Consider the following 14,556-nt stretch of genomic DNA (forward strand, 5'->3'; position numbering starts at 1 on the left):
CGATGGTCGGTTGCAGCTTGTCGAGGAAGCGGTTGAACCAGCTGACCAGTTCGCCCAATTCGTCTTTCTTGCTGTAGTGCAAACGCTGGGTCAGGTCGCCGTCGCCGCTGGCAATCGCCTTGAGCATCTGGGCCACGCTGTTGATCGGCCGGGTGACGCCCGAGGCGGTGAGCCAGGTCAGCAGCAAACCGACCAGGCCGGCAATCACGGCGACCAGCACTGTTTTAATCGTGCCGCTTTGCTGGGCGTCATCGAGCACCGCTTGCAGTTTTACCGAGTCGGCCAGCAACACTTGTTTAGGCAGGTCGATCACCACAGCCCAGGCCTTCGCATCGGCAATCGGGCTGACCGGGTACACCGCGCGAATCAGGTCGCCTTGCTGCACAATCTTCGGCGCACCACCGCTGAGCAATTGCAGGATGTCCTTGCCGTCCGCGCCCAGGGTTTCGCCGATAGGCTTGCCGACTTTACCGGCGTCGACACTGTTAGCCGCCAGCACGCCGGTGCCGGAGACGATCAGCATGTGCCCGGCGCTGTTGAACAGTTCACGCTGGGAGTCGACCGCCGCCGCTTGCAGCGCATCGAGGGCAATGTCGATACCGACCACGCCAATGGACTTGCCATCCACCAGCAGCGGCACGGAAATGGTGGTCATCAACACTTCTGTTTTGTTAGCGCCGATGGTGTCGGCGTAGGGGTCGAGCAGGCAGGTACGCTTGCTGTCGCGCGGGCAGGTGTACCAGACGTTGTAGGGCGTGCCGCTGAGGTTCAGGGTGGTTTTGGTCATGTCTTCTTCGACCATGACGGTGTTGAGCACTTCCCCCCCTGCGCGGCTCCAGTACGTGGCGAAACGCCCGGCTTCGTTGGACTGGCGGACCGCATCATTGACGAACTCGCTGTCCTTGCCATCCAGCCCGTTAGGCTCGAACGCCAGCCAGACGCCCAATACTTTTGCGTTGCGCTCGAACGCGGTCTTGATGCTCTGGTTCAACTCTTCACGCAACGCACCCGCCTCCAGCGAGCGCTTGGCGGCCATGTTGCGCATGTCCTTGATCTGGTCCGCCAGGGCGGTCACCACCGTCAGGGTTTCGCCGAAGGTCTTCTGCACTCGCACGGCCTGTTCCGCCGCCTTGGCTTGCAGCAGGTTCTGCACACTGTCGGTGAGCATCTTGCTGCTGGAGGCGTTGACCAGATCATCGTTCTGATTGGTCTGGTAAATGTTCATGCCGACGATCAGAGCGACCACTCCGAGCAGACACAGACCGGACAACAAAACGATTTTCAGACGGATAGAGAGAGAGTCGAACATAGGGCGAACTCACAAATGGATGAGGTGTTGGCAAGGAGTCGAGATCGACTCGGTACGCCAAATCCATTTAGCGCCATTCAATGCACATCGGCGCCGTGTGACGATTGCATGAACGGATGCCGACGAACGGTAGCAGGTGAACGTTTGCGCAGGAAAAAGCCCTGAAATGGCCGGGAATTCAAGACATTCTCGGCAGTGATTCCGGGCGCGCGGCAGGGGGAGGCAGGGGGGGCTGCTGAAACAAGCGCCCGCAGGTGGGGCGCTTTTAAGTCAGGCGGGCATCCAGGATGCAGACTCAAGATTGTTCCGCAAACAGGTTGAAGCTTCAGGCGCGGCCAAGCAGATATTTCGAGTAATCGGGTATTCGATGTTCGTGTGCCTGATCCATCATGGGGCTACTGAGCAGGTAATCGGCGCTGCATTCGTTGCAGGCCACCGGGATGTTCCAGACCGCCGCGACGCGCAATAACGCCTTGATGTCCGGGTCGTGAGGCTGTGGTTCGAACGGGTCCCAGAAGAACACCAGCATGTCGACCCGCTGCTCGGCGATTTGCGCCCCGAGTTGCTGGTCGCCGCCCAACGGACCGCTGATCATGCTCTCCACTGGCAAATCCAGGCGTTGTTGCAACAACAACCCCGTGGTGCCGGTGGCGATCAATTCATGCTGTGCGAGTCTGTCTTTCTGCCGCTCGGCCCAGTCCAGTAAAAACACCTTGCAGTGGTCGTGGGCGACCAAGGCAACACGCTTGCGCGCCGCCATGGTCTTTTGCATAAAGCTGATACCGATCATCGGTTGCTGCTCCACGATCATTCTGCGTTGCACAACGCCAGGCAGTTATCGAGCATGCGGTTGGAGAAGCCCCATTCGTTGTCGTACCAGGCCAGCACCTTTAGCAGCTTGCCGCTGGACTTGGTGTGGTTGGCGTCGAAGATCGACGACAGCGGGTTATGGTTGAAGTCACTGGAAACCAGCGGCAGGGTGTTGTAACCGAGAATTTTCGAATGCTGGCTGGCTTCTTTCAGCAGCGCATTCACTTCTTCGGCCGACGCTTCGCGTTTCAGCTGCACGGTCAGGTCCACCAGCGACACGTTGATCACGGGAACGCGCACGGCCATGCCAGTCAGTTTGCCCGCCAGTTCCGGCAGCACCAGGCCAACGGCTTCAGCTGCACCGGTCTTGCTCGGGATCATGTTCTGCGTGGCGGAGCGGGCGCGGTACGGGTCGGTGTGGTAGACGTCGGTCAGGTTCTGGTCGTTGGTGTAGGCGTGGATCGTGGTCATCAGACCGCTTTCGATCCCCAGTTCGCGGTGCAGCACCTGAGCCACCGGTGCCAGGCAGTTGGTGGTGCACGATGCGTTGGAAATGATTTGGTGGTGCTGGCGCAGGATGTCGTGGTTGACCCCATACACCACGGTGGCGTCGGCGCCCTTGGCCGGTGCCGAGATGATGACTTTGCGTGCGCCGGCCGTAATATGCGCGGCGGCTTTGGCGCGGTCGGTGAACAGACCGGTGCATTCAAATACCACATCAATTTTTTCCGCAGCCCAAGGCAGTTCGGCCGGGTTGCGAATGGCGCTGACCGCAATACGGTCGCCATTGACTGTCAGGCTCTCCTGGTCGTGCTGGACATCGGCGTCGAACGTGCCGTGAACAGTGTCGTACTTGAGCAGATGAGCGTTGATCGCGCTGTCTCCCAAATCGTTGATGGCCACGATCTGCAGATCCTGGCGATAGCCTTGGGTATACAGTGCGCGCAGGACGTTGCGGCCGATCCGGCCAAAACCATTGATTGCGATTCGAAGAGTCATTTACAGCGCCGCCGTCGTTTTGTTGTTGGAATTACAAGATTATTCGCATAAAAATAGAAAACAAGCCTTTTTAATGGCAATATTTTGTTCAATCTACAACGAGTGACCTGAATCAACTGGTCCGACCGATCAAGAAAACCGTCTGTCATCCCAATCACAACGGTCCTTGTTCAGCATAGACAATCAGGTCGCCCTATCCGTTAGCCTGGAGTTCTACACATGCATCCCCGCGTCCTTGAGGTCACTGAACGGCTTATCGCCCGTAGCCGCGCCACGCGTGAGGCCTACCTTGCACTGATTCGCGGTGCGGCCAGCGACGGTCCGATGCGCGGTAAGCTGCAATGCGCCAACTTCGCCCACGGCGTGGCGGGTTGCGGCACCGAAGACAAGAACAGCCTGCGGATGATGAACTCCGCCAACATCGCCATCGTTTCGTCATATAACGACATGCTCTCGGCGCATCAGCCGTACGAAGTCTTTCCGGAGCAGATCAAACGAGCGCTGCGCGAGATCGGTTCGGTCGGCCAGTTCGCCGGCGGCACTCCGGCCATGTGTGATGGCGTGACCCAGGGCGAACCCGGCATGGAGCTGAGCCTGCCGAGCCGCGAAGTGATCGCGATGTCCACCGCTGTGGCGTTGTCTCACAACATGTTCGACGGCGCGCTGATGCTCGGCATTTGCGACAAGATCGTGCCGGGCCTGATGATGGGCGCGTTGCGTTTCGGCCATCTGCCGACGATTTTTGTGCCGGGCGGGCCGATGGTCTCGGGCATTTCCAACAAGCAGAAAGCCGATGTGCGTCAGCGCTATGCCGAAGGCAAGGCCAGTCGCGAAGAGCTGCTGGAGTCGGAAATGAACTCCTACCACAGCCCTGGCACCTGCACGTTCTACGGCACCGCCAACACTAACCAATTGCTGATGGAAGTGATGGGCCTGCACTTGCCGGGCGCGTCCTTCGTCAACCCGAACACGCCGTTGCGCGATGCCCTGACCCGCGAAGCGGCGCATCAGGTCACGCGCCTGACCAAGCAGAACGGCGACTTCATGCCGATCGGCGAAATCGTCGACGAGCGTTCGTTGGTCAACTCCATCGTGGCACTGCACGCCACTGGTGGCTCGACCAACCACACCTTGCACATGCCGGCCATCGCCATGGCGGCGGGCATCCAGTTGACCTGGCAGGACATGGCCGACCTCTCCGAAGTCGTGCCGACCCTGAGCCACGTCTACCCGAACGGCAAAGCCGACATCAACCACTTCCAGGCGGCGGGCGGCATGTCGTTCCTGATCCGCGAACTGCTGGACGCCGGGTTGTTGCACGAAAACGTCAACACCGTGCTGGGTCATGGCCTGCGCCGTTACACCATGGAACCGTTCCTCGATAACGGCGAACTGGTCTGGCGCGAAGGCGTGACCGACAGCCTCGACGAAAGCATCCTGCGCCCGGTCGCTCGCGCGTTCTCGCCAGAGGGTGGTTTGCGCGTGATGGAAGGCAACCTCGGTCGCGGCGTGATGAAAGTCTCGGCCGTGGCGCTGGAAAACCAGATCGTCGAAGCACCGGCCATGGTGTTCCAGGATCAGCAGGATCTGGCAGACGCCTTCAAGGCCGGTCTACTGGAGAAGGATTTTGTTGCCGTGATGCGCTTCCAGGGCCCGCGTTCCAATGGCATGCCGGAACTGCACAAGATGACGCCGTTCCTTGGCGTGCTGCAGGATCGCGGTTTCAAGGTGGCGTTGGTCACGGACGGACGCATGTCCGGCGCCTCGGGGAAAATCCCGGCGGCGATCCACGTCAGCCCCGAAGCGTATGTCGGTGGTGCTTTGGCGCGAGTGCAAGAGGGCGATATCATTCGCGTCGATGGCGTCAAAGGCACCCTGGAGCTTAAGGTGGACGCCGACGAATTCGCGGCGCGCGAACCTGCCAAAGGCCTGTTGGGCAACAACATTGGCAGCGGACGCGAGCTGTTTGGTTTCATGCGCATGGCCTTCAGCTCCGCAGAGCAGGGCGCCAGCGCCTTTACTTCTGCCCTGGAGACGCTTAATTGAAACTGGCTTTGGTCGGTGACATCGGTGGGACCAACGCTCGTTTCGCGTTGTGGAAAAACCAGCAGCTGGAGTCGGTCCAGGTGCTGGCGACGGCCGACCACGCCAGCCCGGAAGAGGCGATTGCCCTCTACTTGAGCGGGCTCGGTCTGGCGTTGGGTTCGATCGGCGCGGTATGCCTGTCGGTGGCAGGTCCCGTGAGTGGCGATGAATTCAGGTTCACCAACAATCACTGGCGCCTGAGCCGCAAGGGTTTCTGCAAGACCTTGCAGGTCGAGCAACTGTTGCTGGTCAACGACTTCTCGGCGATGGCGCTGGGCATGACCCGTTTGCAGCCGGGCGAGTTTCGCGTGGTCTGCGAAGGCACCCCGGAACCGTTGCGGCCAGCGGTCGTGATTGGGCCGGGCACCGGCCTTGGCGTCGGCACCTTGCTGGATTTTGGTGAAGGGCGTTTTGCCGCGTTGCCGGGGGAGGGCGGTCATGTTGATTTGCCGCTGAGCAGCCCGCGGGAAACTCAATTGTGGCAACACATCTTCAATGAGATTGGCCATGTCAGTGCTGAAACGGCGTTGAGCGGCGGCGGCTTGCCTCGGGTTTACCGGGCGATTTGTGCAGTCGACGGCCACACGCCGGTGCTCGAAACACCGGAAGCAATCACCGCTGCCGGGCTCGCGGGCGACCCGATTGCCCTCGAAGTGCTGGAGCAGTTCTGCTGCTGGCTCGGCCGCGTGGCCGGCAACAACGTGCTGACCACTGGCGCGCGCGGTGGCGTGTATATCGTTGGTGGTGTTATCCCACGGTTTGCCGATTTCTTCCTTGAGAGCGGTTTCGCCCGGTGCTTCGCCGACAAGGGTTGCATGAGCGATTACTTCAAGGGCATTCCGGTGTGGTTGGTGACAGCGCCGTATTCCGGCCTGATGGGTGCGGGCGTGGCGCTGGAACAGGCTTGAAACCGCGTCGTCTTCATCGCGGGCAAGCCACGCGCCCACAGGATTTCCTACATCTGAAGATGTGTGCGTAACCTTGTGGGGGCGGGCTTGCCCGCGATGAGGCCAGATCAGGCAACAAATTTCCAAGGTTCATCAGGCATAATCCGCCCAATTCAAACAACAAGGACGCCGCCCCGTGAGCTCAGTCAACAAGTCGATTTTGTTGGTCGATGACGATCAAGAGATACGCGAGTTGCTGGATACCTACCTGACTCGCGCCGGTTTCCAGGTCCGCACCACGCCCGATGGCGCCGGTTTTCGCCAGGCTTTGAACGAGGCCCCGAGCGATCTGGTGATCCTCGACGTGATGCTTCCGGACGAAGACGGCTTCAGCCTCTGCCGCTGGGTTCGCCAGCACCCGCGTCAGGCGCAGGTGCCGATCATCATGCTCACCGCCAGCTCCGACGAAGCTGACCGCGTCATCGGCCTGGAGCTCGGCGCCGACGATTACCTCGGCAAACCGTTCAGCCCACGAGAATTGCAGGCGCGCATCAAAGCCCTGTTGCGCCGTGCGCAATTTGGCCAGGAGCGTAATGGCGCAGAAGTGCTGGCGTTCGACGACTGGCGCCTGGACATGGTCAGCCATCGGCTGTTCCACACCGATGGCGAAGAAGTGATTCTGTCCGGCGCCGACTTCGCGCTGCTGAAACTGTTCCTCGATCACCCGCAGGAAATCCTCGACCGTGACACCATCGGCAACGCCACCCGCGGGCGCGATCTGATGCCGCTGGACCGCATCGTCGACATGGCGGTCAGCCGCTTGCGTCAACGCCTGCGTGACACCGAAAAGCCGCCACGTCTGATCCGCACCGTGCGCGGCAGCGGCTACCAACTGGCAGCCAATGTGGTTGCCAGCAATGGCCACTGAGTTTCTGCGCAAGCTCGCCGCCCGCGTGCCGGTGCCCCGTTCGCTGCTCGGGCGGATGTTGCTGCTGACGTTGTTGGCGGTGCTGTTTGCGCAGACGTTGTCGAGCGTGATCTGGGTCTCGCAATTGCGAGCCACGCAGCTTGAAGGCCTGGTCACTGCTGCCCGCAGCCTGGCGCATTCGATGACGGCCAGCGTCAGTTACTTCCGCTCATTGCCCGTCGCTTTCAGGCCGTTGGTACTGGATCAGTTGCGCAGCATGGGCGGCACCCGTTTCGTGGTGACGCTCAACGACAAACCCCTGGGCATGGAAGTGCTGCCGATCACCCCGCGCAAGGAGGCCGTGCTCAAAGCGGTGGACCAGGTGCTGCGCGAATCCCTGGGCCATGACACGGATATCTCGGTGACTTTCGTCAGTCCTGAAGACCTGCGGATCTTCAACAGCGGGCTGAAACTCGATGAGTTGCCGCGCTCCTGGGCGCATTACGCATTGACCCTCGAACCGGTCAATCCACCCGTGCTGGTCACGCAAATCCAGATGGCGCCGGGAGAATGGCTGTACATCGCGTCATTGCTGCCCGAGCCCTACACCAGTCTTGAAGAGCAAGGCCTGCCGGCGCAACAGGTCTGGTTCATCGTCCTCACCAGCAGCTTCTTGCTGTTGTTCATTGGCTTGCTGGTGCACTGGCAAAGCCGTCCGCTCAAGCGCCTGGCACGGGCCGCGCGCGATATGTCGCTGGGGGCCGATGTGCAACCGGTGGCCGAGGGTGGCGGCAGTGAAGTGGTCGAAGTGGGGCGCGCGTTCAACGCCATGCGCGAACGGATCAGCCGTTACCTGACGGAGCGTAGTCAGTTGTTCAGTGCGATTTCCCACGACCTGCGCACGCCCATTACCCGTTTGCGCCTGCGCGTGGAATTGCTGGAAGACGAGAAGCTGCAAGCCAAGTTCGGGCGTGATCTGGATGAGTTGGAGTTGCTGGTCAAAGGCGCGCTGCAATGCGTGAAAGACACCGACATTCACGAAAACATCGAGCCGGTGGACCTCAACCACGTGCTCGATTGCCTGGTGGAACCGTACCTGGCACCTAACGGCAATGGCCGCGTGACCCAGCAGGGCCGGGCGTTGGCGGCGTATCCGGGCAAACCGTTGGCGCTCAAGCGCTGCATTGGCAACCTGATCGACAACGCCCTGAAATACGGACAGAACGCGCATTTGCACATCGATGACGACGAGAGCGCGTTCATCCTTCACGTCGATGACGAAGGGCCGGGCGTGCCGGAGCAACGGCTGGAGCAGGTGTTTGAACCGCACTTCCGCCTGGCCGGGCAGCAGCAGGGATATGGGCTGGGGTTGGGGATTGCGCGCAATATTGCGCACAGTCATGGTGGCGAGGTCAGTCTGCAAAACCTGCGTGAGGGTGGGTTGCGGGTGACGTTGCAGTTGCCTCGTAGTGTTGATTAGTAATGCCGCGTCATCGTTCTTCGCGAGCAGATTTTCAACACATCATTTAGCTAATGTCACAAATCAGTGACATAACTCGCCCCTTTCGTTACAAGCCCGTCCCCGCCCGTTGTTTAGACTGCCCTCAGTCAAAACAACAAAAAAGGCACCCCATGGACACCTTCCAACCGGCCTTCAGCAGTTGGCTGAACGCGCCTGCCCACCAGCAATGGCTCGCCGCCGAAGGCCTGCGCCTGCTGGCGTTCGCCAAGGCTTCAAAGCTTCCTGACGGCTTCGGCAATCTCGATGAAAAAGGCCATCTCCCGGCCAACGCTCGCGCTGAAACCATGAACACCGCGCGCATGACGCACAGCTTCGCCATGGCCCATATTCAAGGCTTGCCGGGGTTTGCCGAGTTGGTGGATCACGGTGTCCAGGCCCTCAGCGGCCCGTTGCGCGATGCCGAACATGGCGGTTGGTTTGCCGTCGCTCATGCGCTGGATGACAACACCGGCAAGGCGGCTTATCTGCATGCCTTCGTGGCCCTGGCCGCCAGTTCGGCCGTGGTCGCGCAACGTCCCGGCGCACACGCCTTGCTCGATGACGCGATCAACATCATCGACACGCATTTCTGGAGCGAGGAGGAGGGCGCCCTGCGCGAATCCTTCAATCGTGACTGGAGCGAAGAAGAAGCGTACCGCGGCGCCAACAGCAACATGCACGCCACCGAAGCGTTCCTCGCGCTGGCCGATGTCACCGAAGAAAGTCGTTGGCTATGTCGCGCACAGCGCATCGTCGAGCGGGTGATCCACGGTCACGCCGCCGCTAATGATTATCTGGTGGTCGAACATTTCGACCGCGACTGGCAGCCGCTACGCGAATACAACCACGACAACCCGGCCGACGGTTTTCGCCCCTACGGCACCACACCGGGCCACGGTTTTGAATGGGCACGCCTGCTACTGCACCTCGAAGCAGCGCGGGTTCAGGCCGGCATGCTGACGCCGGGGTGGCTGGCTACTGACGCGCAAAAACTTTTCGACCACAACTGCCGTCATGGCTGGGATATCGACGGGCTGCCCGGGATTGTCTACACCCTCGATTGGGGCAACCGCGCAGTGGTTCGTCACCGTCTGCACTGGACCCATTGCGAAGCCAGCGCTGCCGCCAGCGCGTTGCTCAAACGCACGGGCGATGAGCAATACGAACGCTGGTACCGGCTGTTCTGGGAATTTTGTGACACTCATTTCATCGACCATTGCGACGGCAGCTGGCATCACGAACTGGATCCGCAGAATCGCCCAAGTGCCGATATCTGGGCGGGTAAACCTGATCTGTATCACGCCTGGCAAGCCGTACTGATTCCACGACTGCCCCTGGCGCCCAGCATGGCCACGGCTCTGACGAGGTTGTCCCAGAGCGCTCCTGTGTAACCATGTGGTGACATTCAAGCGTCCCTTCGTTACCTGCGAGGGGATAACTCCTGTTTAAAATCCTATGCAGCGCAAGCACCAGACTTGCATGCATAACAACAAGAAAGGTACTTCTAGATGAATGCGATTTCTCGCCTCGCTACTGTCATTTCTCTCGCCTCCCTGTCTGCGCTCCCTCTCAGTGTGCTTGCCGCCGAATCCAAAGGTTCCGTGGAAGTGGTTCACTGGTGGACGTCGGGTGGTGAAAAAGCAGCGGTCGATGTGCTCAAGGCCCAAGTCGAAAAAGACGGCTTCACTTGGAAGGACGGCGCTGTTGCCGGTGGTGGCGGTGCTACCGCCATGACCGTGCTCAAGAGCCGCGCCGTTGCCGGCAACCCGCCAGGTGTGGCGCAGATCAAAGGTCCGGACATCCAGGAATGGGCGTCTACCGGTCTGCTCGACACCGACGTCTTGAAAGACGTTGCCAAATCGGAGAAGTGGGACAGCCTGCTCGACAAGAAAGTCTCCGATACCGTGAAGTACGAGGGTAACTACGTGGCCGTGCCGGTGAACATTCACCGCGTCAACTGGCTGTGGATCAACCCGGAAGTCTTCAAGAAAGCCGGCATCACCAAAAACCCGACCACCCTCGAAGAATTCTACGCCGCCGGCGACAAGCTCAAGGCTGCGGGCTTCATTGCGCTCGCCCACGGCGGCCAGCCTTGGCAGGACAGCACCGTGTTCGAAGCCGTGGTGCTTTCGGTCATGGGTGTCGATGGCTACAAGAAAGCCCTGGTCGATCTCGACAACGCTGCGCTGACCGGTCCTGAAATGGTCAAGGCGCTGACCGAGCTGAAGAAAGTCGCGACCTACATGGACGTCGATGGCAAAGGCCAGGACTGGAACCTGGAAGCGGCCAAAGTCATCAACGGCAAGGCCGGCATGCAGATCATGGGTGACTGGGCCAAGTCCGAATGGACCGCCGCCAAGAAAGTCGCCGGCAAGGACTACGAGTGCGTAGCGTTCCCGGGCACCGACAAGGCCTTCACCTACAACATCGACTCCCTGGCCGTGTTCAAGCAGAAAGACGCGGGCACTGCGGCCGGTCAGCAGGACATCGCCAAGATCGTCCTGGGTGAGAACTTCCAGAAAGTCTTCAGCATCAACAAGGGCTCGATCCCGGTTCGCAACGACATGCTGAGCGACATGGGCAAGTACGGTTTCGACTCCTGCGCCCAGACCGCTGCCAAGGACTTCCTGGCAGACGCCAAGTCTGGCGGCCTGCAGCCGAGCATGGCGCACAACATGGCGACCACGCTGGCCGTACAGGGTGCGTTCTTTGATGTGGTGACCAACTACATCAACGACCCGAAAGCCGACCCAGCCGATGCCGCCAAGAAACTCGGCGCCGCGGTCAAGTCTGCCAAGTAATGCCTGGCCCCTGTAGGCGCGAGCCTGCTCGCGATTGCGGTGTATCAGTTGATACATCCACTGACTGACACTCAGCGATCGCGAGCAGGTTCACTCCTACAAGGGGGCAGCATTTCCAACGTAAATTTTCTCTCGTACTGGATTTCCCCATGAGTTCTGTTGCTGTGTTCAGCAAGGCCTCGCCGTTCGATGCATTGCAACGCTGGCTACCTAAACTGGTGCTGGCGCCGAGCATGTTCATCGTTCTGGTGGGCTTTTATGGCTACATCCTGTGGACGTTCGTTCTGTCGTTCACCAGTTCGACCTTTTTGCCGACTTACAAATGGGCAGGCCTGGCTCAATACCAGCGGCTGTTCGACAACGATCGTTGGTGGGTGGCGAGCAAGAACCTGGCGCTTTTCGGCGGCATGTTCATCGGCATCACCCTGGTGATCGGTGTGCTGCTGGCCGTGTTTCTTGATCAGCGCATTCGTCGCGAAGGTTTCATTCGCACCATTTACCTGTACCCGATGGCGCTCTCGATGATCGTCACCGGTACCGCCTGGAAATGGCTGCTCAACCCGGGCATGGGCCTGGACAAATTGCTGCGTGACTGGGGCTGGGAAGGCTTCCGCCTGGACTGGCTGATCGACCCGGACCGCGTGGTGTATTGCCTGGTCATTGCTGCGGTCTGGCAAGCCTCGGGCTTCATCATGGCGATGTTCCTCGCCGGCCTGCGTGGCGTTGATCAATCGATCATCCGTGCCGCCCAGATCGATGGCGCGAGCATGCCGCGCATTTACCTGAAAGTGGTGTTGCCAAGCTTGCGTCCGGTGTTCTTCAGCGCCGTGATGATCCTGGCCCACATCGCGATCAAGAGTTTCGACCTGGTGGCAGCGATGACGGCTGGCGGCCCGGGTTACTCCTCCGATTTGCCGGCGATGTTCATGTACTCCTTCACCTTCAGTCGCGGCCAGATGGGCATGGGCTCGGCCAGTGCGATTCTGATGCTCGGTGCGATTCTCGCAATCATCGTGCCTTACCTGTACTCCGAGCTGAGGACCAAGCGTCATGACTAGTTTCGCTGCCAAACCTTCCATCAGCCTGAGTCGCATCGCGATTTACGGCGTGCTGATCCTCGCCGTATTTCTGTACCTGATACCGCTGGTGGTCATGCTGTTGACCAGCTTCAAGACACCGGAAGACATCAATACCGGCAACCTGCTGAGCTGGCCGACCGTGGTCAGCGGCATTGGCTGGGTCAAGGCCTGGGGCACCGTCGACGGGTATTTCTGGAACTCGATCAAGATCACCGTCCCGGCGGTGTTGATCTCCACCGCCATCGGTGCACTGAACGGCTATGTGCTGTCGATGTGGCGCTTTCGCGGCTCGCAATTGTTCTTCGGCCTGCTGTTGTTCGGTTGCTTCCTGCCGTTCCAGACCGTCCTGCTGCCAGCCTCGTTCACCCTCGGCAAGATGGGCCTGGCCAGCACCACCACGGGCCTGGTGTTCGTCCATGTTGTCTACGGCCTGGCGTTCACCACGCTGTTTTTCCGTAACTACTACGTCAGCGTTCCCGATGCGCTGGTGAAGGCGGCGCGGCTCGATGGCGCGGGTTTCTTCACGATCTTCCGCCTGATCATCCTGCCGATGTCCACCCCGATCATCATGGTCTGCCTGATCTGGCAGTTCACTCAGATTTGGAACGACTTCCTGTTTGGTGTGGTGTTCTCCAGCGGTGACTCGCAACCCATCACGGTCGCGCTGAACAACCTGGTCAACACCAGTACCGGGGCCAAGGAATATAACGTTGATATGGCGGCGGCGATGATCGCCGGGCTGCCGACCCTGCTGGTCTATGTGGTCGCAGGCAAGTATTTCGTGCGCGGGCTGACGGCCGGCGCAGTCAAGGGGTAATCATGGCTACGCTCGAACTTCGCAATGTAAACAAGACCTATGGCCCCGGCTTGCCGGACACCCTCAAGGACATTCATTTGTCGATCAAGGACGGTGAGTTCCTGATCCTGGTCGGACCTTCGGGTTGCGGCAAATCGACTCTGATGAATTGCATCGCCGGCCTGGAAACCATCACCGGCGGTGCGATCATGATCGATGACCAGGACGTCAGCGGCATGAGCCCGAAAGACCGCGACATCGCCATGGTGTTCCAGTCCTACGCGCTGTACCCGACCATGAGCGTGCGCGAGAACATCGCCTTCGGCTTGAAGATTCGCAAAATGCCCGCCGCCGATATCGAAACGGAAGTGGCGCGGGTGTCCAAGCTGTTGCAGATCGAACACTTGCTCAACCGCAAGCCCGGCCAGCTCTCCGGTGGTCAGCAACAGCGCGTGGCCATGGGCCGTGCCCTGGCGCGTCGGCCGAAGATTTACCTGTTCGACGAACCGCTGTCCAACCTCGACGCCAAGCTGCGGGTCGAGATGCGCACCGAAATGAAACTGATGCATCAGCGCCTGAAAACCACCACGGTCTACGTGACCCACGACCAGATCGAAGCGATGACCCTGGGCGACAAAGTGGCGGTCATGAAGGACGGAATCATTCAGCAGTTCGGCACGCCGAAAGACATCTACAACAACCCGGCCAACCTGTTTGTGGCGAGCTTCATCGGTTCACCGCCGATGAACTTCATCCCCCTGCGCTTGCAGCGCAAGGACGGTCGTCTCTACGCGCTGCTCGACAGCGGCCAGGCCCGTTGTGAATTGCCGCTGGGCATGCAGGACGCCGGTCTCGAAGACCGCGAAGTGATCCTCGGCATGCGCCCTGAGCAGATCGTGCTGGCGAACGGCGAGCCGAACGGTTTGCCGACCATCCGCGCGGAAGTCCAGGTCACCGAACCGACCGGTCCCGACACCCTGGTGTTCGTCAATCTGAATGAAACCAAAGTCTGCTGCCGTCTGGCACCCGATGTTGCACCGGCCCCGGGCGAAACCCTGACCCTGCAATTCGATCCGTCGAAAGTGTTGCTGTTCGATGCCAAGACCGGGGAGCGGTTGGGTGTGGCTGGCGAACCAAAAGCCGAGGCGCACAGCGCCAACGTGGCCCAATTCAAAGGCCGCTGAAGAACAAAATGTGGGGGCGCGCTCGCTCCCACAGGGGGATATGCGGTGAGCGGCCTGTCGCTCTTCGCGCCTGATGTAACCGCGTTAGAACACAGTTAATAACAATAAAACGAGGATGTAGGGATGAAGAAGAACAACAACGCTCAGCTTATCTGCCAGTTGTCAGCAGTTGCAGCCATGATGCTGGCCGGTAGTGTG

11 protein-coding genes and 1 pseudogene are annotated in these 14,556 nt (G+C 60.1%); 9 read left to right on the top strand and 3 right to left on the bottom strand.

The window, feature by feature from the left end; translation table 11 throughout:
• Window positions 1-70 precede the first annotated feature (70 nt).
• The 3 genes and pseudogenes from D882_RS1000000133510 to gap form a co-directional block, all read right to left on the bottom strand.
• Window positions 71-1,309 (bottom strand): annotated as a pseudogene (locus D882_RS1000000133510) (chemotaxis protein); the annotation flags it as partial.
• A 325-nt stretch (window positions 1,310-1,634) separates the two neighbouring features.
• Complete coding sequence (locus D882_RS0109220; RefSeq protein ID WP_027922962.1) at window positions 1,635-2,099, bottom strand: methylglyoxal synthase; 465 nt, start codon at window positions 2,097-2,099, stop codon at window positions 1,635-1,637.
• 17 nt (window positions 2,100-2,116) lie between these two features.
• On the bottom strand, window positions 2,117-3,118 hold the full coding sequence (gene gap / locus D882_RS0109225) for a type I glyceraldehyde-3-phosphate dehydrogenase (RefSeq protein WP_027922963.1): 1,002 nt from the start codon (window positions 3,116-3,118) through the stop codon (window positions 2,117-2,119).
• 219 nt (window positions 3,119-3,337) lie between these two features.
• On the opposite strand from gap, the gene edd reads away from it, so the two are divergent.
• The 9 genes from edd (at window position 3,338) to D882_RS0109270 (ending at window position 14,358) form a co-directional block, all read left to right on the top strand.
• A complete protein-coding gene (edd, locus tag D882_RS0109230) occupies window positions 3,338-5,164 on the top strand; it encodes a phosphogluconate dehydratase (RefSeq protein ID WP_027922964.1) in 1,827 nt (608 codons plus the stop codon).
• Window positions 5,161-6,111 (top strand): glucokinase, encoded by a 951-nt coding sequence (locus D882_RS0109235; RefSeq protein WP_027922965.1) that lies wholly within the window; start codon window positions 5,161-5,163, stop codon window positions 6,109-6,111. The genes edd and D882_RS0109235 overlap by 4 nt, the downstream gene beginning before the upstream one ends.
• Before the next feature lie 175 nt (window positions 6,112-6,286).
• Window positions 6,287-7,018 carry a response regulator gene (locus tag D882_RS0109240; RefSeq protein ID WP_027922966.1) on the top strand — a complete coding sequence of 244 codons (732 nt, stop codon included), beginning with the start codon at window positions 6,287-6,289 and terminating at the stop codon, window positions 7,016-7,018.
• Window positions 7,008-8,477: an ATP-binding protein gene (locus tag D882_RS0109245; RefSeq protein WP_027922967.1), complete on the top strand. Its 1,470-nt coding sequence runs from the start codon at window positions 7,008-7,010 to the stop codon at window positions 8,475-8,477. Before D882_RS0109240 ends, D882_RS0109245 begins: the two co-directional genes overlap by 11 nt.
• Window positions 8,478-8,629: 152 nt before the next feature.
• Window positions 8,630-9,889 (top strand): AGE family epimerase/isomerase, encoded by a 1,260-nt coding sequence (locus tag D882_RS0109250; protein ID WP_027922968.1) that lies wholly within the window; start codon window positions 8,630-8,632, stop codon window positions 9,887-9,889.
• 117 nt (window positions 9,890-10,006) lie between these two features.
• A complete protein-coding gene (locus D882_RS0109255) occupies window positions 10,007-11,299 on the top strand; it encodes an ABC transporter substrate-binding protein (RefSeq protein WP_027922969.1) in 1,293 nt (430 codons plus the stop codon).
• Window positions 11,300-11,448: 149 nt separating this feature from the next.
• Entirely contained in the window at window positions 11,449-12,357 is a 909-nt protein-coding gene (locus D882_RS0109260) for a carbohydrate ABC transporter permease (protein WP_027922970.1), read from the top strand.
• A complete protein-coding gene (locus D882_RS0109265) occupies window positions 12,350-13,195 on the top strand; it encodes a carbohydrate ABC transporter permease (RefSeq protein ID WP_027922971.1) in 846 nt (281 codons plus the stop codon). The genes D882_RS0109260 and D882_RS0109265 overlap by 8 nt, the downstream gene beginning before the upstream one ends.
• A gap of 2 nt (window positions 13,196-13,197) precedes the next feature.
• A complete protein-coding gene (locus D882_RS0109270; protein WP_027922972.1) occupies window positions 13,198-14,358 on the top strand; it encodes an ABC transporter ATP-binding protein in 1,161 nt (386 codons plus the stop codon).
• The last annotated feature ends 198 nt before the right edge of the window (window positions 14,359-14,556 follow it).

Source organism: Pseudomonas sp. URMO17WK12:I12 (assembly GCF_000514395.1).
Taxonomy (GTDB): domain Bacteria; phylum Pseudomonadota; class Gammaproteobacteria; order Pseudomonadales; family Pseudomonadaceae; genus Aquipseudomonas; species Aquipseudomonas mucoides.

Bases quoted from the DNA above. Each gene is read 5' to 3' on its own strand.
- D882_RS0109220 (WP_027922962.1), bottom strand. From the start codon at position 2,099: ATGATCGGTATCAGCTTTATGCAAAAGACCATGGCGGCGCGCAAGCGT.
- gap (WP_027922963.1), bottom strand. From the start codon at position 3,118: ATGACTCTTCGAATCGCAATCAATGGTTTTGGCCGGATCGGCCGCAAC.
- edd (WP_027922964.1), top strand. From the start codon at position 3,338: ATGCATCCCCGCGTCCTTGAGGTCACTGAACGGCTTATCGCCCGTAGC.
- D882_RS0109245 (WP_027922967.1), top strand. From the start codon at position 7,008: ATGGCCACTGAGTTTCTGCGCAAGCTCGCCGCCCGCGTGCCGGTGCCC.
- D882_RS0109250 (WP_027922968.1), top strand. From the start codon at position 8,630: ATGGACACCTTCCAACCGGCCTTCAGCAGTTGGCTGAACGCGCCTGCC.
- D882_RS0109255 (WP_027922969.1), top strand. From the start codon at position 10,007: ATGAATGCGATTTCTCGCCTCGCTACTGTCATTTCTCTCGCCTCCCTG.
- D882_RS0109260 (WP_027922970.1), top strand. From the start codon at position 11,449: ATGAGTTCTGTTGCTGTGTTCAGCAAGGCCTCGCCGTTCGATGCATTG.
- D882_RS0109265 (WP_027922971.1), top strand. From the start codon at position 12,350: ATGACTAGTTTCGCTGCCAAACCTTCCATCAGCCTGAGTCGCATCGCG.
- D882_RS0109270 (WP_027922972.1), top strand. From the start codon at position 13,198: ATGGCTACGCTCGAACTTCGCAATGTAAACAAGACCTATGGCCCCGGC.